Source organism: Actinosynnema sp. NPDC002837 (genome assembly GCF_040295345.1).
In the GTDB taxonomy this organism is placed as follows: Bacteria; Actinomycetota; Actinomycetes; order Mycobacteriales; family Pseudonocardiaceae; genus Actinosynnema.
The window spans coordinates 50,776-71,926 of record NZ_JBEOVG010000009.1 but is presented as its reverse complement, the minus strand read 5'-3'; the positions used below and the strand labels follow the sequence as shown (position 1 = coordinate 71,926).

The 21,151-nt window shown below is 69.8% G+C and carries 29 protein-coding genes; 25 read left to right on the top strand and 4 right to left on the bottom strand.

Annotated features, from left to right (window positions below; all coding sequences use genetic code 11):
- The first annotated feature begins 205 nt into the window (after window positions 1-205).
- From ABTZ99_RS09370 to ABTZ99_RS09320, 11 genes are all read left to right on the top strand, one after another.
- Window positions 206-523 carry a hypothetical protein gene (locus ABTZ99_RS09370; protein ID WP_499609875.1) on the top strand — a complete coding sequence of 106 codons (318 nt, stop codon included), beginning with the start codon at window positions 206-208 and terminating at the stop codon, window positions 521-523.
- 83 nt (window positions 524-606) lie between these two features.
- Window positions 607-1,020 carry a hypothetical protein gene (locus ABTZ99_RS09365; RefSeq protein WP_499609872.1) on the top strand — a complete coding sequence of 138 codons (414 nt, stop codon included), beginning with the start codon at window positions 607-609 and terminating at the stop codon, window positions 1,018-1,020.
- Between the two features lie 82 nt (window positions 1,021-1,102).
- The gene (locus ABTZ99_RS09360) at window positions 1,103-2,356 is read left to right on the top strand and encodes a hypothetical protein (protein ID WP_499609869.1); all 1,254 of its coding nucleotides are present in this window, start codon (window positions 1,103-1,105) and stop codon (window positions 2,354-2,356) included.
- On the top strand, window positions 2,353-2,955 hold the full coding sequence (locus ABTZ99_RS09355) for a zinc finger domain-containing protein (protein WP_499609867.1): 603 nt from the start codon (window positions 2,353-2,355) through the stop codon (window positions 2,953-2,955). The genes ABTZ99_RS09360 and ABTZ99_RS09355 overlap by 4 nt, the downstream gene beginning before the upstream one ends.
- A complete protein-coding gene (locus ABTZ99_RS09350; RefSeq protein ID WP_499609864.1) occupies window positions 2,952-3,710 on the top strand; it encodes a DUF7341 domain-containing protein in 759 nt (252 codons plus the stop codon). Before ABTZ99_RS09355 ends, ABTZ99_RS09350 begins: the two co-directional genes overlap by 4 nt.
- Window positions 3,711-4,165: 455 nt before the next feature.
- The gene (locus tag ABTZ99_RS09345; protein ID WP_499609861.1) at window positions 4,166-4,630 is read left to right on the top strand and encodes a hypothetical protein; all 465 of its coding nucleotides are present in this window, start codon (window positions 4,166-4,168) and stop codon (window positions 4,628-4,630) included.
- The gene (locus tag ABTZ99_RS09340; RefSeq protein ID WP_499609858.1) at window positions 4,627-5,034 is read left to right on the top strand and encodes a hypothetical protein; all 408 of its coding nucleotides are present in this window, start codon (window positions 4,627-4,629) and stop codon (window positions 5,032-5,034) included. Before ABTZ99_RS09345 ends, ABTZ99_RS09340 begins: the two co-directional genes overlap by 4 nt.
- Window positions 5,031-5,342, top strand: a complete 312-nt coding sequence (locus tag ABTZ99_RS09335) for a hypothetical protein (RefSeq protein WP_499609855.1) — start codon at window positions 5,031-5,033, stop codon at window positions 5,340-5,342. The genes ABTZ99_RS09340 and ABTZ99_RS09335 overlap by 4 nt, the downstream gene beginning before the upstream one ends.
- Window positions 5,339-5,722, top strand: a complete 384-nt coding sequence (locus tag ABTZ99_RS09330; RefSeq protein WP_499609853.1) for a hypothetical protein — start codon at window positions 5,339-5,341, stop codon at window positions 5,720-5,722. Before ABTZ99_RS09335 ends, ABTZ99_RS09330 begins: the two co-directional genes overlap by 4 nt.
- Before the next feature lie 367 nt (window positions 5,723-6,089).
- Window positions 6,090-7,208: a DUF932 domain-containing protein gene (locus ABTZ99_RS09325; protein WP_499609850.1), complete on the top strand. Its 1,119-nt coding sequence runs from the start codon at window positions 6,090-6,092 to the stop codon at window positions 7,206-7,208.
- A 2-nt stretch (window positions 7,209-7,210) separates the two neighbouring features.
- Window positions 7,211-7,558: a hypothetical protein gene (locus ABTZ99_RS09320; protein ID WP_499609847.1), complete on the top strand. Its 348-nt coding sequence runs from the start codon at window positions 7,211-7,213 to the stop codon at window positions 7,556-7,558.
- Between the two features lie 609 nt (window positions 7,559-8,167).
- Here the strand turns inward: ABTZ99_RS09320 and ABTZ99_RS09315 are convergent.
- Complete coding sequence (locus ABTZ99_RS09315) at window positions 8,168-8,422, bottom strand: hypothetical protein (protein ID WP_499609844.1); 255 nt, start codon at window positions 8,420-8,422, stop codon at window positions 8,168-8,170.
- Window positions 8,423-8,453: 31 nt separating this feature from the next.
- Here ABTZ99_RS09315 and ABTZ99_RS09310 point away from each other — a divergent pair, with 31 nt between their 5' ends.
- Window positions 8,454-9,173, top strand: coding sequence for an adenine nucleotide alpha hydrolase family protein (locus tag ABTZ99_RS09310; RefSeq protein WP_499609841.1), 720 nt, complete (start codon window positions 8,454-8,456; stop codon window positions 9,171-9,173).
- Entirely contained in the window at window positions 9,157-9,582 is a 426-nt protein-coding gene (locus ABTZ99_RS09305) for a hypothetical protein (protein ID WP_499609838.1), read from the top strand. Before ABTZ99_RS09310 ends, ABTZ99_RS09305 begins: the two co-directional genes overlap by 17 nt.
- A 117-nt stretch (window positions 9,583-9,699) precedes the next feature.
- Here ABTZ99_RS09305 and ABTZ99_RS09300 read toward each other — a convergent pair whose 3' ends face one another.
- Window positions 9,700-10,209: a hypothetical protein gene (locus ABTZ99_RS09300; protein WP_499609835.1), complete on the bottom strand. Its 510-nt coding sequence runs from the start codon at window positions 10,207-10,209 to the stop codon at window positions 9,700-9,702.
- 58 nt (window positions 10,210-10,267) lie between these two features.
- Between ABTZ99_RS09300 and ABTZ99_RS09295 the strand changes: the two genes are divergently transcribed.
- The 5 genes from ABTZ99_RS09295 to ABTZ99_RS09275 all read left to right on the top strand — a co-directional run bounded on the left by ABTZ99_RS09295 (window position 10,268) and on the right by ABTZ99_RS09275 (window position 15,529).
- The gene (locus ABTZ99_RS09295; RefSeq protein ID WP_499609832.1) at window positions 10,268-10,726 is read left to right on the top strand and encodes a phage terminase small subunit P27 family; all 459 of its coding nucleotides are present in this window, start codon (window positions 10,268-10,270) and stop codon (window positions 10,724-10,726) included.
- A 100-nt stretch (window positions 10,727-10,826) separates the two neighbouring features.
- Window positions 10,827-12,467 carry a terminase large subunit gene (locus ABTZ99_RS09290; RefSeq protein ID WP_499609829.1) on the top strand — a complete coding sequence of 547 codons (1,641 nt, stop codon included), beginning with the start codon at window positions 10,827-10,829 and terminating at the stop codon, window positions 12,465-12,467.
- Window positions 12,468-12,588: 121 nt separating this feature from the next.
- Entirely contained in the window at window positions 12,589-12,969 is a 381-nt protein-coding gene (locus tag ABTZ99_RS09285; protein WP_499609826.1) for an ATP-binding protein, read from the top strand.
- A 20-nt stretch (window positions 12,970-12,989) separates the two neighbouring features.
- Window positions 12,990-14,540 (top strand): phage portal protein, encoded by a 1,551-nt coding sequence (locus ABTZ99_RS09280; RefSeq protein WP_499609823.1) that lies wholly within the window; start codon window positions 12,990-12,992, stop codon window positions 14,538-14,540.
- Window positions 14,541-14,545: 5 nt separating this feature from the next.
- Entirely contained in the window at window positions 14,546-15,529 is a 984-nt protein-coding gene (locus tag ABTZ99_RS09275) for a hypothetical protein (RefSeq protein ID WP_499609821.1), read from the top strand.
- Between the two features lie 61 nt (window positions 15,530-15,590).
- Here the strand turns inward: ABTZ99_RS09275 and ABTZ99_RS09270 are convergent, their stop codons facing one another.
- On the bottom strand, window positions 15,591-16,922 hold the full coding sequence (locus ABTZ99_RS09270) for a Vps62-related protein (protein ID WP_499609818.1): 1,332 nt from the start codon (window positions 16,920-16,922) through the stop codon (window positions 15,591-15,593).
- A 163-nt stretch (window positions 16,923-17,085) separates the two neighbouring features.
- Between ABTZ99_RS09270 and ABTZ99_RS09265 the strand changes: the two genes are divergently transcribed.
- Genes ABTZ99_RS09265 through ABTZ99_RS09255 form a run of 3 tightly spaced genes read left to right on the top strand, consistent with a single transcriptional unit; the run spans window position 17,086 to window position 19,014 of the window.
- Window positions 17,086-17,817 carry a hypothetical protein gene (locus ABTZ99_RS09265; protein ID WP_499609815.1) on the top strand — a complete coding sequence of 244 codons (732 nt, stop codon included), beginning with the start codon at window positions 17,086-17,088 and terminating at the stop codon, window positions 17,815-17,817.
- Between the two features lie 16 nt (window positions 17,818-17,833).
- On the top strand, window positions 17,834-18,829 hold the full coding sequence (locus tag ABTZ99_RS09260) for an SU10 major capsid protein (RefSeq protein WP_499609813.1): 996 nt from the start codon (window positions 17,834-17,836) through the stop codon (window positions 18,827-18,829).
- Window positions 18,826-19,014: a hypothetical protein gene (locus tag ABTZ99_RS09255; protein ID WP_499609810.1), complete on the top strand. Its 189-nt coding sequence runs from the start codon at window positions 18,826-18,828 to the stop codon at window positions 19,012-19,014. The genes ABTZ99_RS09260 and ABTZ99_RS09255 overlap by 4 nt, the downstream gene beginning before the upstream one ends.
- Here ABTZ99_RS09255 and ABTZ99_RS09250 read toward each other — a convergent pair.
- Window positions 19,011-19,244, bottom strand: a complete 234-nt coding sequence (locus tag ABTZ99_RS09250) for a hypothetical protein (protein ID WP_499609807.1) — start codon at window positions 19,242-19,244, stop codon at window positions 19,011-19,013. The genes ABTZ99_RS09255 and ABTZ99_RS09250 overlap by 4 nt on opposite strands.
- Window positions 19,245-19,525: 281 nt before the next feature.
- Here ABTZ99_RS09250 and ABTZ99_RS09245 point away from each other — a divergent pair, with 281 nt between their 5' ends.
- The 4 genes from ABTZ99_RS09245 to ABTZ99_RS09230 all read left to right on the top strand — a co-directional run bounded on the left by ABTZ99_RS09245 (window position 19,526) and on the right by ABTZ99_RS09230 (window position 21,075).
- Complete coding sequence (locus ABTZ99_RS09245; protein WP_499609805.1) at window positions 19,526-19,885, top strand: hypothetical protein; 360 nt, start codon at window positions 19,526-19,528, stop codon at window positions 19,883-19,885.
- Window positions 19,886-20,042: 157 nt separating this feature from the next.
- Window positions 20,043-20,336, top strand: a complete 294-nt coding sequence (locus tag ABTZ99_RS09240; protein ID WP_499609803.1) for a hypothetical protein — start codon at window positions 20,043-20,045, stop codon at window positions 20,334-20,336.
- Window positions 20,337-20,338: 2 nt separating this feature from the next.
- Window positions 20,339-20,656, top strand: a complete 318-nt coding sequence (locus ABTZ99_RS09235; protein WP_499609800.1) for a hypothetical protein — start codon at window positions 20,339-20,341, stop codon at window positions 20,654-20,656.
- The gene (locus tag ABTZ99_RS09230; RefSeq protein ID WP_499609797.1) at window positions 20,653-21,075 is read left to right on the top strand and encodes a hypothetical protein; all 423 of its coding nucleotides are present in this window, start codon (window positions 20,653-20,655) and stop codon (window positions 21,073-21,075) included. The genes ABTZ99_RS09235 and ABTZ99_RS09230 overlap by 4 nt, the downstream gene beginning before the upstream one ends.
- The last annotated feature ends 76 nt before the right edge of the window (window positions 21,076-21,151 follow it).

Genomic DNA, 21,151 nt, shown 5'->3' with positions numbered 1-21,151 from the left:
GGGAGGGCGCGGTGCTTCGTGATCCCCAAACCGCAAAATCGCGGTCTCAACTCAGAGTGTTACAGACCGTGCGCTCAGCGTGGCGCAGATCGCACGCCGCGCTGCTGTCGAAGTGGCTCGCGAGCTTAGGCAGCGTCCGGACACGTCCGGGCATCCGAAGACTTGGTCTCAAGTGCCACCGGCCGTCGAGGGGGCGGCCCGTCGAATGTCCAAGACCACTACCGTGCCCGCCGCCGAGTCGATCGCGGTGGATGACCTGGCCGCACAGATCGACCTGCTGCGCTGGGTGGAAGACCAACTGGACGGCCTGAAGAAGTTCCGCGCCGACGTGCAGCGCGAGATCAAGCTCCGCCTCGGTGACATCGAGGTCGGCACAATCAACGGCGTACCCGTGGTGACCTACCGCAAGGCGCTGCGGATCACGCTGAGCCCGCGCCTGGTGCGAGAGCTGAACCCGGAGCTGGCACGCAGGTGCGAGGAGATCTCCGAGGTCCGCACCTTTCTGTTGCTGGACGCCGCGTGACGTCACTGGCGGGGTCCGACCGGTCTCGGGGGACCGGTCGGACCCGCACCCGCCGCACGACGCCCCGCAGCAGTGACCCTCGCGTGATCGGCGAGCTGACCGCTGAGATCGCCCGACACCTTGTCGGGCTGCCACTGGACTACGGCGGCACGGTGGAGCGGATCGCCGCCCTGCTGGCGACCGAGCCTCGCAACGCCGACCAGTCGGCCGCGGTAGTCCGCGCCGTCGTGCAGGACGCGATGACCGACCCATTCCGCGAGACCCACGCCAACCGCTGGCGTGCACACCTGGCACCGTCGGTCCGGCCGCCGATGGTCGGCGCGACCGTGCGCCGCCTGCTGTCGGTCGGGCTGCTCGTGGCCACCGGCCGCTATGTGCGCTCCACCGACGCGCGCGGCGGCAACGGCGGCAAGCTCATGCCGGTCTACTCGCTCAACTTGGCCGTGCTCATCGAGCACCGCCAGGCCGTCGACGCCGACGAGGCCGCGACCGCCTAAGCCGCTTCACCACTTCGTTGCCGCGCAGCGACGCGCGGTCTGTTCGTGCTGCCCGAAAACCACTGTTGGGGGATGACCTTCCGTGGCGCGTGATCACGCCCGTCTGTACGTGCACATCTGGACCGACCCGGACTTCATCGAGCTGTCCGCCGTCGGCAAGTTGATCTACCTCCAGCTTCTCTCGCAGCCCAAGCTGGCCTACTCCGGGGTGCTCGACCTGGCGGCCAAGCGCTGGGCGCGGTCGCACCCGGACCTGGACGTGGCGACCGTGCGCGCCGCCTTGAGCGAACTGGACGCGGCTCGGTTCCTGGTGGTCGACCAGGAGACCGAAGAAGTCCTCGTCAGGTCGTTCATCCGCCGTGACGAGCTGTGGAAACAGCCCAACATGCTGCGCGGAGCGCTACGGGTCGCGTTCGACATCGTCTCGCCGATCCTGCGCGCCGCGCTGGCCCGCGAGCTGCGCCGCCTGCCCGCCCAGATCACCGGCCCCGCACCTGCCATCGCCGCCACCGAGCTGGAGAACGGCGCGCGGGAGCTGCCTGCCTCGGTCATGGCCGCGATGGAGGTCCCCGGCATCGGCCGCACAGCCAAGTCCCGCGCGCAGGCACGCCCGACCACACCAGCGGCTCATGCCACGACCACCCCTTCAGGCATGCCGACCGCGAACCCTTCGGCGACCCCCTCGGGGAACCCTTCGGCGAAAGACCTGGGAGAAGGGAGTAGGGAGCGGGAGACAGGAGAACCTGTCCTTGCGTCGGTAGATGAAGAAGTGGGTGTCCCCGCGCCCGCGCGTACAGGCGCCCGCCCGCGCGACGGCCGGCCCTCGACCGCCGAAGTCCGGGACGAGCGGCCGGAGTCGGGCTCGGTCCGGCAGGCCCGCCGCGCGGAGGCCGAACGGCTGGTGACCGTGCATTGCCCCACCCAGCCTCGGCAAGTGGTAGCGGCGCTGCGTGCGCAGGTGATCGGCCTGCTGAGGGAGGGCATTGAGCCCGCGGTGATCGCGGCAGGGCTGCGGGTGTGGGCGGGCAAGACCCTTCCGCCGAGGTGGCTGCCCGACCTGGTAGGCGAGCTGATGCGTGCCCGACGCGTGCCCACCGACGCGAAGTCCCGTCAGCGCGAGCTGGCGGTGGCGCAGACCTTCGAACAGATCCGCGCCGACGCCATCGCCGACGACGACCGCTCGCCGGTCGGCCTCGCCGCACGTGGGGAGCTACCCGCGCACGCCGACACCGCCACCCTCCAGCGGCTCTTGGACGACGCCCTGGCCACGACGATCGCCACGGAACCGGCGGATGAGGACGCCCGAGAGGAGCACGGGGCGGAGGTCGCCGCGTGACCGGCCGACCGACCTTGACCCGCTCGGAGGTTCGCGCGCTGCTGCTGCACTACCGCGTCGCCGACGAAGGCCCGATCTCCGAGGAGACCGTGACGGCGTGGTGGCGGGAGCTGCGCGGGCACACGGCCGCGCAATGCCAGGCCGCGCTGGCCTCGATCCCATCGCAACGGGTTCGTCACGCCAGTCCGGCCGAAATCGCCCAGCTCGCACAGGTCGCAGCACTGCACCAGACCGACGTCATGCCCAGCTCCGCGCGTACCCCGCTGCCGGTCACCTCGGCCGACAAGGCTCGTCAACGTGCCGCGTTCGCTACCGCTGGACAGCGCGGCATCCGGGCGGTGTACGAGGCGATGGGCTGGACCCGCCATCCGGACACGGAGTTGGCCGGGACGGTGCGCTGCCCGTTCTGCCTGGCCCACGCGGGCCGCGTGTGCAAGCCGCTGACCCGCACCCGCGACGGCCGCCGCGAGGAACGCGATCCCGTGACGCGGATGCACCCCTCCCGGCTGACCTCCGCCCGCGCCACGAAGGCCGCGGGCACGGCCTCGACCACGCGCGGCGGTGCCATTCCGCCCGCGCCGCAAGGAGTCTCCGCATGAGCGCCCACGATTTCGAGGGCTACGACCACGACGAGCACGAGTTCGACGGGATTGTCCCCAAGTTCATCCACAACGGGGACAACAGCGACGAGCCTCCAGCCGCGCCGACGCGCGAGCAGGCCGCCGCCGCCCGGTTGGCGTGGGAGGTCGCGGTCGACCAGCTGGTGCGGCCTGGCCTGTACGTGATCCATCGCCAGGACGACGGCCAGGAGGTCGCCGAGGTGCTACCGCTGCTCGATCAGGTCCGCGAGGCGGTCACCCCGGAGGGCAGGCGCTCGGGCGCGGCGGGCAAGCTCGGCTCCCGGCCGCCCGCGAGCTTGGGCGCGTTGGGCCTGCTGGCCGAGATCCGCACGGAGGTCCGCAAGACCTGCCGCGCCCACGCCCACGACGCCCGCACCCTCCGCGAGCAGGTCCGCGACTGGGGCGCCCACGCTGAGGACTGGCAGCACGCGGCCCCGGACTACGTGCTGTGGGCCGCCGACCGGGCGAACGAGTGGGTCCGGGCCGCTCGGCTGATGCTCGATCCCGAACCCCGGTTCCCGTTGCGCGGACGCGCGTGTCCGGACTGCGGGACCGCCACGGTGCAGGTCTGGTCCGACGACGAGTCCGACTGGATCCGCCGCCCGGCGCTGAGCATCGATCCCGATCGCGTCGAGGCCGTGTGCGCGCAGTGCCGCCACAGCTGGGGCCTAGACGTGTGGGCACAGCTCAACGAGGTGCTCGACCAGCAGCTCACCTACGAGACGCTAGCGTGAGCGGGGTCACGTCATGGGCCGTGCCGACCGGTTGACCTTCAGTCGTTTCGGCGCGCATAATGGCCACATTGGGTACACGTGTGCCCTTTTTGACCCGAAGGCCCGTCGCGCTCACCCCCAGCGCGGCGGGCCTTCGTCGTGCGGGCGGCGGCTCACCACAGCAGGCCCGGCCACCCCCATCCGCGCGCCCCGCGCGACGCCGCCGCCCGCATCCCCACGAAGTCCACGTCCCCGCACCGCACTTTCCGGAATGCTGCGCATTCCGCGCCCTCCACCGGTGACATGTATTCCATTTCCTGCACTTGCCCGGAACCACATCCGGTAACAGGATCAAAGGAGCCCCGGAATTGCCGTTGGAATTCCGATTCAGGGGCACATGTAACCCACTGGAGGGGTATTCAATGCAAGACCACCGTAGATCAGCCATGCCCGAAACAGGGGCAGGGGAAGTACCGGTGAAAACGTCCGTCGAGTATCCGTTCATCGGCAGGCGCTACCACGAGACCGAGGGCCTGAGCGTGCCGCAGCTCGCCCGTCATCTCATGGACGAGCTGCCCCGCGAGTTCGGTGGACTGTGGTTCGCCGCCACCGTCCACCGCTACCGAGTCGACCGGCCGTGGACCATCGACGTGCAGGTCTTCGGGGTCGCCCCGGACGTGCTGGTCGACCCGCACCACTCCCACCGGCTCATGCGCCAGATCGCGGAGCTGATCGACGAGTACAACGTCATGGAGTACGTCAACGACTTCAGCGAATTCGCCACCAGCCGGTTCATGGGTCCGAACGTCATCCTCCTGCACGAGTACGAACAGGGCGAACACAAGCCCGGCCGGGTGTCGGTGCGCCATTACTACATCACCGACAAGCCCCGTCGCCTGTGGGAGAAGGTTCGCAGCTTCTTCACCGGGTGGCTGCGATGAACTCCCACCGGCCTGATCCCGAACACGCCGCATACCTGCTCTACGGGGCGATCCTCGACCAGCGTGACCGGATCATGCCCGATACCGCGACGGCAGGTGTGCTGTGCAGCTCCGACCGCAGGCACCTGTTCGTGCACATCGGCGGCCTGTCAGACCGGTTCATCCTCGGACCGGCGACCAACCTGCGCTACTTCGCCTGGCTCGACCCGGACGCGGTGTTCACCACCGAAGCGCGCCAGCTCCGCCTGCGGGTGCTGGACCTGGCCCGCGCCACGTTGCCCCGTAAGACCTCCGGGGAGCTGTGGTTCGCCATCGACGTCTGGCTGATGACCGAGCCCTTTTGGCGCTCTCCCGAGTTCGGATCCCACGGCGTGACCATCCTCGGCAAGGGGGACCCGAAGTGAGCACCGCGACCGAATCCCGCCCGGCGCCGCGCTGCGCCAACGACGACTCACCGGCCGCTGTCGTCCTCCTTCACACCGGCCAGGTCGTCACGCTCGGGGCGATGCTGTGCGAGGGCTGCGCCCAGTGCACCGACACTCTGTGCACCGAGCTGGGCACGATCATGGACACCGAGTACGAGGAACCCTGGTGCGCTCGCCACGCCGCGCGGTTCAGCGGGGAGGAGACCGTCCACGGGCCGGACATCGTGCCGATCGGGTCGCCCCGTCACCTGGAAGCACTCGCCGAGCAGGGCAGCGGTCCGCGGTGACGGCCCCGACCGAACAGCAGCACGCCCACCCCACCGTCGCCGAAGCGATCTTCTACTACCGGGTGGGCCTGACCACGGTCGAGCAGTACGAGCTGGACCTGTTTCGTCCTCTGTCAGCCGACAAGTGGCACTTGCGGGTGCTCTACCTGGTCTTGCTCGACCTCGAACCCGCCGACATGGCGGACGTGGACGCAGAGCGCCGGGACGTGCGGCAGGACCGTGCCGAAGCGTCCCGGCGCGGCTGGATCGTCCCGCGCGGCAGACGCACCCGCCTGACTACCGAGGGATTGAAGGTGTGGGTCGAGTGGAAGGCCGACATCACTCCGCACCTGCGCAAGCCCGCGTTCCAGAAGCTGTGGCGGGAGGTGGCGGGCTGGTGAGCCCCACGCCGCGCCGGTCGGCGACGCCCCAGCTGGCCCTAGCCTCGACGCCGCGCGGGAGCCGGACGTGATCAGCCGCTCGACAGCCCGACGGCCGCCGGGCAGGATAGACCTGCTCCTACGGTTTGTGTTGGCACATTGATCGCAGGGCAGGAATGGGCTCGACGGCTTCCGTCGAGCCCATTCTCTTTCCACGGGAAACCGTCGCCGCAGGTCGCGAACTAATACGATAAATGCGCTGCTCTATTCGTGTGACAATGTGCCGAAAAGGGCTGGACAGAGCCCGCATGGCCGGTAATGTCAGTGGTGCCAACACAAACACCCACTGACACCCGCAAGGGTGACTCTGGTTAAGGAGTCAGCCGTAATGGCTCATGAGATTGAGATTCACCAGGATGGGACCGCAGCTTTTGTCTCAGCCAATACCCCCGGATGGCACCGTTTGGGGGTCACCACCGATGGCCTGATGACCGTCACCGATGCCCTGTCCCTGGCCAAGCTGGCCGACTGGAACGTGCGCATGGAGCCCGTGGTGGCCACCGTGCCGGGCACCAAGTGTGTGGAGTGCTCCGCACAGTTGGGCGAGAAGCACGACGACATGTGCATCACCGGTGACCACGAGGGCATGGACGACAACCGGATCGTGGATGCCGACGACACCGCCACCGTGCTGCCCGTGCCGACCCACCGGGCCGTGATCCGCACTAACCCCGTGACCGGGGAACCCGAGGTGTTGAGTGTGGGTGGACTGGACTACACCCCGATCTCGAACGAGGAAATGGGCTCCGTCCTCCAGCATGTGTTGGATGACTCCGGGGCCATCGTGGACACCGCAGGTTCCCTCCGTGGTGGCCTGTCCACCTTCATCACCGCCCGTTTCCCGAAGGGAATCATGGTGGGTGGTGTTGACCCGGTGGAACTGAACCTCGCCGCGTTCAACTACTTCCAGCCCGGTAAGTCCTCCGAATTCCTGGTGACCCCGGTCCGCGTGGTGTGCGCGAACACCCAGGCCGCAGCTCTGGCCAACCACCGGTCCCGCTACACCGTCCGGCACACGACGAACGCGCCGCAGCGGATCCAGGAGGCCCGCGAGGCCCTGAAGATCACCTTTGACTACCGGGACGCCTTCGCGGAGGAGGCGGAGAAGATGATCAAATCCGAGCTGGCCGTCAAGGAGTTCGAGAAGCTGTGCCGGGAGATCTGGCCCGCCCCGGACGCCGACGCACGGGGTGACGTCAAGGAGCGTGACGACCAGCTCACCGCCACCCTGATGGGCATCTTCAAGGGGGACACGAACGCCAACATCAAGGGCAGGCGCAAGGCCGGTACCCGCTGGCAGGGCTACCAGACCGTGGTGGAGTACCTGGACCACTTCGCCCCGGTCCGCGACACCGAGAACGCCGACCGCATCCGAGCAGAGAGGGCTCTGACCGGCAAGGGCCGCGACACCAAGGAACTGGCCTTCTCCCTGTTCAAGGTGGCCTGACCGTGGACCCCACCACCACCCTTGAAGAGATCCGGGCCATCCTCCGCACCCACCGGCTCGGACAGCCCGGAGACCTTGGGCCGTTGCCGGACCTCTGGGAGGCACTTGACCACTGGCTCACCGGAGGTGGTTTCCTCCCCAACCAGTGGACCTGCCCGACCGAGGATGACGCGTCCCTGCACTACGGGCTCGCCCTCCCGGTCCTTAACCTCACCGCCACCGTGGCCGAACTCCGCAAACAGGACCTGTCCGACCCCGACCGGTGGGTGACCCTGCTGGCAGGTCTTGACCGGTGGATCACCGTGGACAGCAGCATCCTTCCCGACCAATGGCTCACCGTTCCCCGGTGAGCACCCCGACCGCAGAGCCCCCACACCGCCCGGTGTGGGGGCTCTGCCCGTTGCCCGTGACCGGCCGGTGGTGCCCGTGCCAAACCGAGCTGCCCGCCAGTGCCCAATGCCGGGTTGCCCGAACCTCAGCCGTTCCGGTGGCCGCTGTGACCAGTGCCGTAGCCGTGCCCGTAGGGCCGGTGGGACCTCAGCCGACCGGGGCTACACCGGGGCACACAGGAGCCGTTTCCGGCCCGCTGTGCTGGTCCGTGACCGGGTGTGCCGCTGTGACCGTGACCAGTGCCCCCGACACCCGGATAGGCCGTGTGACCGGCCGTCCACCGTGGCCGACCACTGGCCGCTCACGCGGCGTGAGCTGGTGGCCGCTGGCTTTGACCCTGATGACCCGAGCAGGGGCCGGGGGTTGTGTGCAGGCTGCCACTCCCACATCACCGCCACCGACCGGCGCACGCTCGGAGGGTGGAACGCCCCGTGACCACTACTGATCGCACCACGATCGCGCGCCCGTTGACCGGCCGCCGCGCCACCCCAGGGGGGTCACCCCTGCACCGCCCGAAACGGCACAAGCCACTGAGGCCCGTTGGGGTCCGGTCAGGTTTCCGCCGACGCCTAACCCACGTCCGCCGAGCCGTCTCCGGCCGGGTCGGTTCGGGCGAGCATCCGGCTCACCGTGGACTGGTGAACCTGTGCGTGCGGCGCGATCTCGTCCTGCGACGCGCCGAGCGCACGTGCCTGGCGCACAAGGGATTCGACCTCGTCCGACCACGCCGCCTTTTGGCCGGCTGCCTGCTCCAACCGCTCGAACACCTCGGCGAGCCTGCGGTCCCTCTCCGCGATCACGTCGACCATGACCCGATCATGCACGACGCATCACCTCATGCGCCGCGCATAAACCGTGCGGAGGTGCGCCCTGCCCATCGAGATTGACGGCATCACCCCGTCCGACCAGATCCGCGCTCGACTCGCGGAGGAGGGAAACCCGGTTCTGCTCGGCTTCAGCCGGGGCAAGGACTCGTTGGCCGCGTGGCTGGCGATGCGCGAGGCCGGGATCGAGGTCATCCCGTACCACCTCTACCTCGTACCCGGCCTGAGGTTCGTGGACGACAGCCTGAAGTTCTACGAGGACTTCTTCCAGACGCCGATCATCAACCTTCCGCACCCGTCGCTGTACCGGTGGCTCAACGCCTTCCTGTTCCAGCCACCGGAGAGGCTGGCGATCATCGAGGCCGCGCAGTTCCCCGAGCCCACCTACGAGGAGATCGCCGGGATGCTGCGCGAGGACCTGGGCCTGCCCGAGGTCTGGAACGCCGACGGCGTGCGGGCCGCGGACAGCCCGAACAGGCGCATGGCGATGGTCACCCACGGGCCGCTGCGCGAACACCTGCGCAAGGTCTCGATCGTGTGGGACTGGCGCATCGCCGACGTGCGCGGCGCCCTCGCCCATAACAACGTGCCCCTGCCCCCGGAGTACGAGTGGTTCGGCCGGTCGTTCGACGGCTTGGACTACCGGTTCCTCGCGCCGATCCGGGAGCACGCGCCCGACGACTTCCGCCGCATCCTCGACTGGTTCCCACTCGCCGATCTGGAGTTCTTCCGCCGTGACCTCACCCCCTGACCCCGCAGGCGACCCCAACGCCGACCTGCTCGCCCAACTCCAGGCCACGGCGGCGGTCGGCGGCCCCACCTCGCAGGCCGACCTGCTCGCCCAGCTCAACGCCGAGCCCGAGCCGGACCCGCTGGCCGGGGTCGAGTACACCGGCGACCTCGCCACCGACGCCGCCGCCGAGCTGGACGCAGTAGCCCAGGGGTTCCGCGACCGCACCAAGCGCGAGGACGAGCGGTTCCGGCTGGCCACCGACAGCGAGTACTGGTTCGCCGTCTGCTTCAAGACCCGCGCCGACAAGGAAGCCTTCCTCTCCGCCGCCCGCCTCATGGCCATCGGGGACAAGTACCTCGACGGCTACGCCGTCGCCCGCGCCCTCGGCATCCCCATGCCCACCGACGCCGAAGGCGACACCGACTGACCGAGAGGAGGACCCACATGCGCGAACGCCTGCGCCGCGCGGCCGTCGCCGCCCGACGCCTGCTCACCCGCCGCGCCGCCGGACCGGCCCGAGGCCGCAGCTCCGGCACCTGACGGGCTACTTGACCACGACTTCCGGGAACGGGTCAGGCGGGTCAGACGGCAGCGCTTCGAGATATCCGTTCTCGTCGCGCCGCCATCGCCTGCCGTTCGCATCGGTGAAGTCGATCACTACACCCATCTTCATTTCGGGAATTCCTGTCGACTCGAACACTCTCCGCGCATGACCATTCACCCACTGGGTCAGCTCGGGCGAACCATAGTCCCCCCGATCCGGCGGAATCGAGTTGAACGAGATGGATTCCCGACAGATGCCGTTGATTTCGATATGCACAGTGACGCTACGCACCGGCAGGTGAGACAGGTTGCTGAACCTAATTCCCATCTCTTGCGGGCCTTCGCGGCGCTGGATGAACGACACTTTCGATGCCTGCTCGCGGATCTGCTCGGCAAGCGCTTCTCGGCGTCGTCGCAGCTCCAACCAGAGCAAACGCGTCGTGACGGCGAAGGCACCTACCGTTCCGATCGCTTCCAACCATCCCGGCAAGTCGCCCATGTCAATCGGCATGGGCGCACGTTACGGCACGGGTCCGACAGTCACGGCCGCTTAGACGGTGGTGGTGCCGATGGGCAAGCGCGGCCCGGCGGCGAAGCCCACCGCCCTGCGTGTCCTGCACGGCGACCGCGCCGACCGGATCAACGACCGGGAGCCTGTGCCGCCAGCGGGCGAGATCGAATGTCCGGACTGGGCTTCGGATGGCGCGCGGGAGATCTGGGCGCGGCTCGCGCCGGACCTGGAGAAGCGCAAGGTGTTGACCACCTGGGACGTGGACGCGTTCCTGATCCTGTGCGAGGCGCTGGCGCGCTACCGCAACGCCACCGCGCTGGTGAACGGCTCGGCGCTGCTGGTGCAGGGCGGGTCGGGCCTGATGAAGAACCCGGCGTTGCAGGTGCAGGCCGAGGCCGAACGCACCTTCCTGACCTACGCCGCGCGCTTCGGACTGACGCCCTCGGATCGCCAGTCGATCAAGGTCGAGGTGGGCGGTGGCGACCAGAACCAGGGCGCAGGCCGCCTCCTCAGCTAACCCTCGCGCTAACCCCAAGCGCACCAAGACCAGCTCGCGCACCGGCACCGCTACGCCCCGAACAACCACGAAGACCTCCAATCGCGGGGCGCGGTTGCCGGTGTGCGGGCGCACCTTCGACGGCCGCACCTGCCGCAAGCGAGGCGAGCACTTCTGCAAGCCGAGAGCGGATCACGCGCAGGCGTTCGCCGAGGAGATCTGCGTCCATACCAAGGACCGGTGGGCGCGGCGGCCGTTCATCCTCGCTCCCTGGCAGCGCGATGACATCGTCCGGCCGTTGTTCGGCGAGGTCCGCTGGGACGACGAGGCCGAATGTTACGTCCGCCGGTTCCGGATCGCGTGGATCGAGCTTGCCCGCAAGAACGGCAAGTCCGAGCTGCTGGCGTTCGTCGCGCTCTACCTGTTGGTCGGGGACGGTGTGGAGTCGGCCGAGGTCTACGGCTGTGCCCGCGACACCGACCAGGCGAAGCTGGTGTTCAACGTCGCCGCCCGCATGGTCCGCCTGTCCCCGGTGCTGTCCAAGCGGCTGCGGGTCATCGAGCACTCAGCGCGCATCGTGGACGAGAAGACCAACTCCGTCTACGCCGTCGTGCCCGCCGACGCGCTGGGCAACCTCGGCAGCAACCCGTCCTGCGTGATCTTCGATGAGGTCCTGACCCAGCCCAACGGCGACTTCTGGAACGCCATGCGCACCGGCATGGGCACGCGGCTTGAGCCGCTGCTGATCGCGGCCACGACCGCGGGCAACGACCCCGCTTCCTTCGCCAAGGCCGAGCACGACGAGTTCGTGAAGATCGGCGAGGACCCGGCGCGGGCGCCGCACCGGTTCGTCTACCTGCGCAACACCCCCGCCGACGCCGACCCGTGGGACGAGGTGAACTGGTACCACGCCAACCCCGCGCTCGGTGACTTCCTGTCGCTGGCCGCGCTGCGCGAAGAAGCCCTCGAAGCCCGCAACGACCCGCTCAAGGAGAACGCCTTCCGGCAGTTCCGCCTCAACCAGTGGGTCAACCAGGCGTCGCGGTGGATGCCGATGCACCTCTACGCCGCCTGCACCGGCAGCACCCGCGACCAACCCGAGCAGCTACGGCGGGAACTGGCCCGCCGGCCCGCCTGGGGCGGGTTGGATCTCGCCTCGAAGCTGGACCTGACCGCCTGGTGCCTGATCGTCCCGGACGGCATCGACGGCCACCCCTCCGCGCTGTGGCGGTTCTGGCTGCCCGAAGCTGGGGTCAAGTCCCTGGACGAGCGCACCGACGGCCGCGTGTCCCGATGGGTCGATCAGGGCTGGATCACCGTTACGGACGGTGAGGTCATCGACTACGAGAAGGTGGAGGCCGACGTCGTCGCCGACACTGGCCTGTTGCGGGTCGCGGACATCTCCTACGACGAGTGGTCCGGTGAGCCGGTGCGCCAACGGCTGGAGAAGCGCACGGGTGTGCCGATGTTCCCGGTGGCCCAGACCTACAAGGGCATGACGGCCGGTATGAACGAACTCATGGCCCTGACCAGGTCACGTCGGTGGTCCCATCACGGCAACCCTGTCGCCGAGTGGTGCTTCGACGCCGTCGAGGTCCGCCACCCACCCGGCGAACCCGACCTCATCCGCCCCGACAAGCCCGAACGCGGCAAGACCGGCCGCCGCATCGACGCCGTGCCCACGGCCGCGATGGCGGTGGGCGGCTGGAAACTGCGCGGCGCGAAGGTCAAGAAATCGTCGCGGATGGTGGTCATGGGCTAGATCCGGCATGATGTCGGCGACGGCCGCCCGAGCATCCCTCGTGAAGGCTCTGCGGCTTACCCGGATGGGACGTGGTCTCGTGAGTGCTGGGGAATCGGACACGCCCGCCGGACCCTGGGAGATGGACCTGGGCGCGGTGGTGCCGTCGCTGGTGCGCCGGTGGACGGCCCAGGTGTTAGCCGACCTGACCGGAGAAGACCTCGATGACTGCCTGCTGGTGGTGACCGAGCTGGTCAGCAACGGACACGACCACGGCCTGCCGCCCCGCAGCCTGCGGCTGTCCCGCTCGCTGGAGCCCTGCGTTATCCGTATCGAGGTGGACGACGCCTCCCCCGAGCACCCGGTTCTGGGGCGTTCCCGGATCGGCGAGCTGCGCGGCCGGGGAGTCATGATCGTGGACCGGCTGGCCAAGGACTGGGGCGTCGTCGCGCACGCCGATCACAAAACCGTCTGGGCCGAACTGACCTGCACCGACGCCGGACCGCTGCCCGGCACCGGATAGCCCCGCCCTCCGCGCCGCTGGTGGTGATCGCTCTGATCTCCACCAAGTTCGAGCTGTCGCCCACCCAGTGGATCGCGCGGTTGGCGCGGCTGCACAACGCCCAGCTCCCCGAACTGGAACTCCTGGACGCCTACTACGAGGGCGAACAGCCCTTGTCGTACATGCACCCTGAGCTGATCCGCCGCCTGGACGGCCGCGTGCGCCAGGTGGTGATCAACTGGCCTCAGCTCGTGGTCGACGCGCTGGACGAGCGCCTGGACCTGACGGGTTTTCGGCTGGGCGGCCAGCAGGCGGCGGACCGGGAGCTGTGGCAGATCTGGCAGGCCAACCGGCTGGACCTGCACGCCGAACAGGCCCACGTCGACGCCCTGGCTCTCGGGCGCGCGTTCGCCATCGTCGGCACCAACGAGGACGACGCCGCCACCCCGCTGGTGACGGTGGAGTCCCCGCTGGACGTCCACGTCGACCTGGACCCGCGGACCCGCCGCGTCCGGGCCGCGCTCAAACGGCAGTTCAGCGACGACGCCGAGGACGGCTCCACCGAGGCGTGGGCGACGCTGTACCTGCCCAACGAGACCATCTGGTACACCAGCGAGGACGGCGGCGGGACCTGGGTCGAGGACCAGCGCGACGAACACGGCCTCGGCCGCGTCCCGGTGGTGCCGATCGTCAACCGGCCCCGCACGCGCCGCCGCCGCACCGCCCCGCCCCGGCTCGGGCGCTCCGAGCTGGCCGCCGTGCTGCCGCTGTCGGACGCCGCGTCGAAGATCGCCACGGACATGATGGTGTCGGCGGAGTACCACGCGATGCCGCGCCGCTACGCGCTGGGCTTCGACAAGGAGGACTTCGTCGACGCCCAGGGCCGGCCGCTGACGCCGTGGGAAGCGGTGGCCGGTGTCCTGTGGGCCTCGCCCAAGAGCCCGAAGGAGGACGGCGTCAGCGTCGGGCAGTTCCCCGAGGCCGACCTATCGAACTTCCACTCGACCCTCAACGCCCTGGCGCGGCTGGTCGCCAGCCTCACCGGCCTGCCGCCGCACTTCCTCGGCTACGCCACCGAGAACCCCGCCAGCGCGGACGGCATCCGCTCGTCGGAGTCCCGGCACATCAAGCGCGCCGAACGCCGTCAACGCAGCTTCGGTGACGGCTGGGAAGAGGTCATGCGCACAGTCCTGCTGGTGCGCGACGGGCGGGTGCCGGACGAAGCGCTGCGCATGGAAGCGCAGTGGGTCGACGCGGCCACGCCGACCTTCGCCGCACAAGCCGACGGCGTGGTGAAGCTGTTCAGCGCGGACCGGCTGCTGCCGCGCCGCGCGTCCCGCCGCGCGCTGGGCTACTCCGATGCCCAGATCCGGGAAATGGAAGCCGAGGACGCCGAGGCGTACAACCGGGCCATCGGCGACCAGGCGGGCGAGTTCGGTCCCAAGCCGCTGCCCGCGCCCCGCGATCCGGCCGACGACAAACCGGAGTTCGAGCGCGTGCCCGCGCGCCGTGCGCCGGTCCTGCTCGACCCGGCGGTGGGCGTGCCGCCGTTGGCGGTGCAGTTCCGGGAACCGGTGCCCGCCGGGAGGTGATGCCCGTGGGTGCTCCCGCAACGTCGGCGGACCTCGACGCGGACTACTACCGGGCCCAGCAGCGCATCGTCCGCGCGGCCGTCGACCAGGCCCAGGCCGCCTGGATGCAGCTCAACCCGCGCGACGCCTCCCGGTCGTGGGATGAGCAGGTGCGGCCTCAGGTCGTGGCGGCGGTGGAGGAGGCACAGGAGCGGTCGGCGGCGCTGGCGCCGCTCTACATCGCGGGCACGCTCGCCGCGGCTGGTGCGGTGTCCGCGCCGCTGCGGCTGCTGGTCGCCTCCGCGTTCGTGGGCCTGGCCGCCAACGGGCTGCTGCTGGGCGCGTTGCTGGACTTCGCGTTCGGCTACTACCGCCGCGCCCGCCTGGCCGACGTGCCCGAGACCGAAGCCCGCGCGATCGGCCTGGCGCGGCTGTTGACCTACGTGTCCACCGAGACCGCCGACACCGCCCGCCTCGCGCTGTACGTCGGCAGCATCGTGGAGCCGGAGGTGGCCGGATACGAACGGGTGGTGCACCTGCCCGCCTGCGGGCGCTGCATCCTCCTGTCCGGCCGCCTCTACCGGTACTCGACCGGGTTCCTGCGGCACCCGCGCTGCGACTGCTCGATGCGCCCGGTCACCCACGACCAGTGGCGCGAAGACGGCGCGAACCGGTCGCCGCAAGCCCTGTTCGACGGCATGACCCCCGCCCAGCAGGACAAGGCGTTCGGCAAGGGCGACGCCGCCGCGATCCGGGCCGGTGCCGACATCGGCCGCGTGGTCAACGCACGCCGCCGAGGACAGGTGTACGTGGCCAGCGGATACGAGTTCACCCGCGACGCCACCACCAGCCGGGGCATCGGCCGCCAGCTCGGCGAGCTGGCCAAGCAAGGCGGCCGATACCGGCGCTCCCTGGTTCCCCGCCCCACCGCCGCCCAGCTCGTCAACGCCGTGGGCGAGAACCGGGAGGAGCTGGTCCGGCAGCTACGTCGCTTCGGCTATCTGCGCTGACCGGACCTTGGATCAGGCGACGGTGGGCCGGTGGGGACCGGGTGTGCGACGCGCTGTGTTGTTACCGGACGGCGGTGGGCGTGTCCGCTTCGGCCGGGGTCGGAGACGGGATGTCGATGTCGTCGACCGTGGTGAATGCCCGGTCGTCGGCGTGGTTGGTGTGCAGCACGTTGCTGCCGGGTGGGTACTCGCCCTTGGTGAAGGACTTGGTGGGCACGGTCAGCACGCCGCCGCCGATCTGGCTGCCGTCCTTGCGGATCGGAACCAGCACGTGGGTGTTGGACCACAGGCAGCCCGCCGCCCCGGCCGGGACGGTCAGGTCCTGGTCGTTGCTCTCCGAGGCGAACTCCGAGATGCCAAACCGCTGGCTGTAGCCCAGTTCGAGGGACATGCTCACGGTGACCTTGGCGCTGAACAGGTCCAGGGCGCTGACGCCGGCCTCGACGGAGACGCTCATCCCCGTCTTCCGCGAAAATTCCGTGCTCTGGTCCTTGGTCACCCCGGTGGTGACCCGACGGGTGCCGGTGTCGGGTTCGCTGCCGGACCGGTTGTCGAAGTAGTGGACCACCTGGAAGAACCGCCGCCGCTCCAGCTTGTAGAACGGCGAGTTCTGCACCCTCCACGGTTCGGTCTTCTCGGTGTCGTTGACCATCGTGTAGGGCACGACCACCCGGCGGTCCACGGCCATCGTGCCGTCGGGCGGCTCCTCGTGGGAGTCCATGACCGGCCGGGTCGGGCCGCTCAGCTCCTCCACCACGGCGGGGAGGTCCAGCGCCCACGTGACCGGTGAGGGCGGCGGTGGCGAGCCCCGGTAGTAGGCCGGGTAGGCGGTGAACAGGCCCGGCGCGAGAATCAGCCGCTTGTGGTCGTCCACGCCCGGATAGGCCGGTGCGTCCACCCGCCACACCGACACGTCCCGGTCGGCCTCGGAGTCGTCGTCGTTCCAGATCTGCTCGCCCACCCGCGCGTCACGGATGTACTGACGCCCCTGGTACTCGCGCCGGACGCAGGCCATCGCGTTCAGCGGGGGCTTGCTCCACCCCGACCAGCACAGATCACCCAGCGCCACGTACCCCGCCGGGGGCTTGGGCCGCCAGATCGCCCCGTCCCGATCGGCTCCGCTGCCGCGATCGGTCCAGATCAACTCGTAGTCGACCGGTGCTCTGAGCAGGCCGCTCGCCTCGTCGGCCACCCTGGCCACCAGGCCGCCGCGCTGCCCGTTGATGTTGTCGTGCCGGTCGGTCGCGAAACCGCCGAGCGCCCACCACCCGCTCGGCGGTTTGGGTCGCCAGAAGCTGCCGTTGCGCGGAGCCCCGGACCCCCGGTCGTCCCACAGGAAGTCGAACTGCGTCGTGAACCCCAACTCCAACGGGCCGTATCGCTGCGTGATCACTACCGCGCACCTCGTTCCCCGACCGCCGATCATGACGTTCGGTGTTTGTATAACTACCTTCCGTTCATTACAAGGGCTTGCTCGACCTCCCAGCTAGGCATGTCCCCCGACCAGGTGGCGCTGCCCCTCGACCGCGTCCACGCCCGGCACATCGCCTGTCACCGTGCACGCGGACACACGCCCCTGCCTGTACGCGGCACTTTCACACCGCATCGCCGCACCTCGCCCGAAAGGGGGTTTCGTCCTGTCCGACACTCCGCCCACCCCGGAACCACCCGAACAGCCCACCAGCCCGCCACCAGCCCCCGAACCACCCGCCTCACCTTCACTGCCGGAGGACACCGGCAAGACCGCCGAGCCGGACTACCGGGCGCTGTACGAGGAGGCCCGCACCAAGCTGACCAGCGCGGAGGCCAAGGCGCGGGAGCACCGCGAGAAGGCCCGCCGCCTGGACGAGATCGAGTCCGCGAACAAGACCGACGCGGAGAAGGCCGCAGAGCGCGCCACCGCCGCCGAAGCCCAGCTCGCCGCGCTGCGCCGCCTGGCGGTGGACGCGGAGATCCGCGCCGCCGCCTCCGGCTGGGCCGATCCCACCGACGCGCCGCGCTATGTGGACGACCGGGACCGCTACCTGTCCGAGGACGGCACGGTCGACACCGCCGCCATCGCCGCCGACCTCGCCGCGGTGCTCGCCCAGCGCCCGCACCTGGCGCGCGTCGACGGGCCGCGCCGCCCCGCCCCCGACCCGTCGCAGGGCCAGCGCCAAGGCGGGCCGTCCGGTGTCGCCGAGCAGATCCGCGAAGCCGAGTCGCGCGGCGACTGGGCCACCGCCATCTCGCTGAAGAACCGGCTGCTAGCCGAGCAGGCCCGCGCGGCGGCACCCCGCATCCCCTGACCCGTAAGGAGACTTCTTGCCCGGTATCGCCGCGATAGCAAACACCTACAACAGCCCCAACTACGTCGGCGAGCTGTTCGGCCTCACACCCACGGACACGCCGTTCCTGTCCTCGATCGGCGGTCTGACCGGCGGTCGGCGGGCGAACGCGATCGTGCACACCTGGACCGTGTACGACCTACGCGCACCGGACCCCAACCGCCAGCGCCTGGAGGGCGCGGACGCCCCACCCGCCGAGACGCGCATCCGGGGCCAGGACCGCAACGTCCTGGAAATCCACCAGGAGACGGTGGGCGTCACCTACACCCGGCAGTCCACGCAGAACATGTTCGCCGGGACCGGCGCGGCCAACCCGAACGCCGCCGCGATCGGCGGCACCAACGCCGTCCCGAACGAGATGGACTGGCAGACCCGCCAGGCGCTCGTGCAGATCGCCCGCGATGTCGAGCTTACGTTCCTGGTCGGCCGCTACCAGGAGCCCACCGACAACTCCACGGTGCGCAAGACCAGGGGCATCCTGGAGGCCACCCGCACCAACGTCATCACCAACGCCACCCCTCAGCCGCTCACAGAGGGCATGGTCCTGGACCTGCTCCAGAAGGTCTGGGAGAACGGCGGCATCCAGGTCAGCGAAACGGCCACGCTGATGTGCAACGCCTGGCAGAAGCGCCGCCTCACCGACGAGTTCGTGACCAAGAAGAACTACCAGGAGAGCACACGCAACGTCGGCGGCGTCGCCGTGACGACGATCGAGACCGACTTCGGCCGGTTGTCGATCATGCTCAACCGGTACATGCCCACCGACACGGTCCAGGTGGTCAGCCTCGACCAGTGCGCCCCGGTATTCCTGGAGAAGCCCGGACAGGGTTTCCTGTTCTCCGAGCCCCTGGCCAAGACCGGCAGCTCCGACCGGGCGCAGATCTACGGCGAGATCAGCTTGGAGTACGGGCCGGAGATCGCGCACGGCAAGATCACCGGCCTGACCACCGGCTCCGCCGGGGGTGGCGCGTGAAGTTCACCAGCACCCGCTACCAGCAGCTCGTCATCCACGATCTGGGGGTGAGGTTCACCGACGGCGAGGGCGAGGTGACCGACAAGGACACCATCGAGGCCCTGCGCGGCCTGCCCGCCGAGTTGGGCGTGCGGCCGGTGGGCGGGCGCCCTCCGAAGACGGCGCCCGCCACGCCGTCGTCTTAGGGCTTGCGCTGACGCAGCGCACGCACCAGTTCGGCGAGGTGGAGCAGGCCCTTGGTGTCGCCGGTCTTCCGCACGATATAGATGGCGACGCCCAGCACGGCGAGCGTGGCCACCAGCAGCACGACAGCAGCGACGATCACGGGATCGGACAGAAACGCGAACATGAACGCTCCGAAGGACAGCTCATCGGTCCCGGTCCCGATCAGCGCTTCGGCGGTCATGCCGCTCACAGTGGACAGGATGCCAGCGGACAGCCTTCTGAGCTGTCTCCTCCGGAGCTCCTCGGAGAAACGAGGACCGGCACTGCACCGGGGGCAGTGTCAGCCCTTTTGGACTGCCGAAGAGACCGGTCGAGTCGGTACGACCACTGGCCGCCCGGTTCTCGTCTGGTCACGACCTTAGTGGCCGGGAAAGCGTCCCCTCGGAGGGTGACCTCAGGGGTTCCCTCGGGCTTCGTCGATCCGTCTTCGACGATATCAGCACGGCGCAAATCACCGGGACGGTGATGCTTGTGTCGATCTTGTTGGCGACCGTCGCCGACGTCCAAGCGCGCACCGAGGTGCAGTTGACCCCGGAGCAGAAGGCATTCGCTGCGGTGCTCATCGCCGACGCCTCGGCCATCGTGCGTGCCCGCGTGCTGGACCTGCCCGACCCGCCGCCGCCCACCGCGCCGGGTGTGATCGCTACGGCGGTGTTGCGGGCGTTGGCGTCTCCGCCGGACGGCAACAAGTCCGAGACGGTGGGCGGGCACTCGCGCACGGCCGCGCACGAGGGCGGCGGGCTCTACCTGACCGAGGACGAGTTGGACCTGCTCCGGCCACCCGCGCCCGCGCCGCGCGGCGCGTTCTCCATCTGGACTGATGTCGGGTAATAGGCACCGAGGGTCGGGGGGCGTGCTCCCGGTGCCTGCCCCTCTATCGCCGCGCGCCCCATCCCGCGAAACAGGATCACCCCCGTTCACCCGTTCGCCCTACCCCGAAGGGAGCAGCGCCGTCCAACTACCTCACCGCTTCCTCGTCGTCACCCCGGTGCCGGTCGCCGACGCCTACGACAACCCGACCCCGGACCTGGACTACGGGCCGGACGCCCCGCGTCGCGTGATGTGGGGCCTGCTCCAGCCGGTCACCTCGTCCGAACCCGCCGAACCCGGCCGTCGACCCGTGGTCACGGCGTGGCGGCTGTTCGGCATCGAGCGCCTGGCCGCCCGCGAGCGCATCGAGTGGCAGGGCCGAGTGCTGGAGGTCGACGGCGAACCCGATCTCTGGGAACCCCGGTTCGGCCACGTCCACTACGAGACCCGACTCAAGCACGTGGAGGGCTGAACGTGGACGCATTCCACGGCTTTCGCGTCGACCAGGACGGCGTGCGCGAGCTGCTGAACTCCAAGGAGTTCGCGGCGATGGTGCGCGCGGCGGCCGAACAGGTCGGCGCGACCGCACGCGGCGCCGGTCGGCGCGTCACCTCAGGCGAGCCGCTGCCGGTGGAGGTCTACGACGACCCCAACCACGACCGCGCCGCAACCACCGTCGCGGTGCGCCACCCGGCGGGGGTCGGCATGGAAGCCCGCTACGGCCTGCTCAAACGCGCGGCCGAGGCCGCCGGGCTGGAGGTCGACGGCCTGGACACGGGCGAGGAGACGTGACCGGGCCGCTCGTGGTGCCGGTCGACGTGACCGAGCTGGTGGTCCGGGCACTCCGGCCGCAGCTCGCGATCCGCCCCGAAGCCGTGCTCGCAGGCATCGAGGTGTCCACGCGGGTGGGCGACGGCCCGGACGGAGGGCCGCCGTCGTTGCCGTGGCTGCTGGTCGCCGAGGACGGCCACACCTGGGCGTGGCCGGCTGTTCAGCGCGTGGTGATCCGGCTGACCTGCTGGCACCGTTCCGAGCACGCCGCCAAGGCCGCGGTCGCCGTGGCGCTGGCGCTGCTGTGCGTCCCACGCCCCGCGCCGGGACTGATCGGCGGCGAACCCGTCACCGGCCCCCTCGGCGGCCTCGACCCGCACACCGACCGTCCGCTTGCCACCGCCGCCGTCGCGGTGCGCGCCCGCTCCACCGTCCGCTAGACCCACGTTCCGCCTCGGGAGGCTGACCGCCTCCCGGCACCACCTCCAGGAGAGCGGCCCTTCCGCGCCCTTCCGG

Coding starts and splice junctions, on each gene's coding strand:
- ABTZ99_RS09370 (WP_499609875.1), top strand. CDS start 206: ATGTCCAAGACCACTACCGTGCCCGCCGCCGAGTCGATCGCGGTGGAT.
- ABTZ99_RS09350 (WP_499609864.1), top strand. CDS start 2,952: ATGAGCGCCCACGATTTCGAGGGCTACGACCACGACGAGCACGAGTTC.
- ABTZ99_RS09340 (WP_499609858.1), top strand. CDS start 4,627: ATGAACTCCCACCGGCCTGATCCCGAACACGCCGCATACCTGCTCTAC.
- ABTZ99_RS09325 (WP_499609850.1), top strand. CDS start 6,090: ATGGCTCATGAGATTGAGATTCACCAGGATGGGACCGCAGCTTTTGTC.
- ABTZ99_RS09300 (WP_499609835.1), bottom strand. CDS start 10,209: ATGCCGATTGACATGGGCGACTTGCCGGGATGGTTGGAAGCGATCGGA.
- ABTZ99_RS09295 (WP_499609832.1), top strand. CDS start 10,268: ATGGGCAAGCGCGGCCCGGCGGCGAAGCCCACCGCCCTGCGTGTCCTG.
- ABTZ99_RS09285 (WP_499609826.1), top strand. CDS start 12,589: ATGGACCTGGGCGCGGTGGTGCCGTCGCTGGTGCGCCGGTGGACGGCC.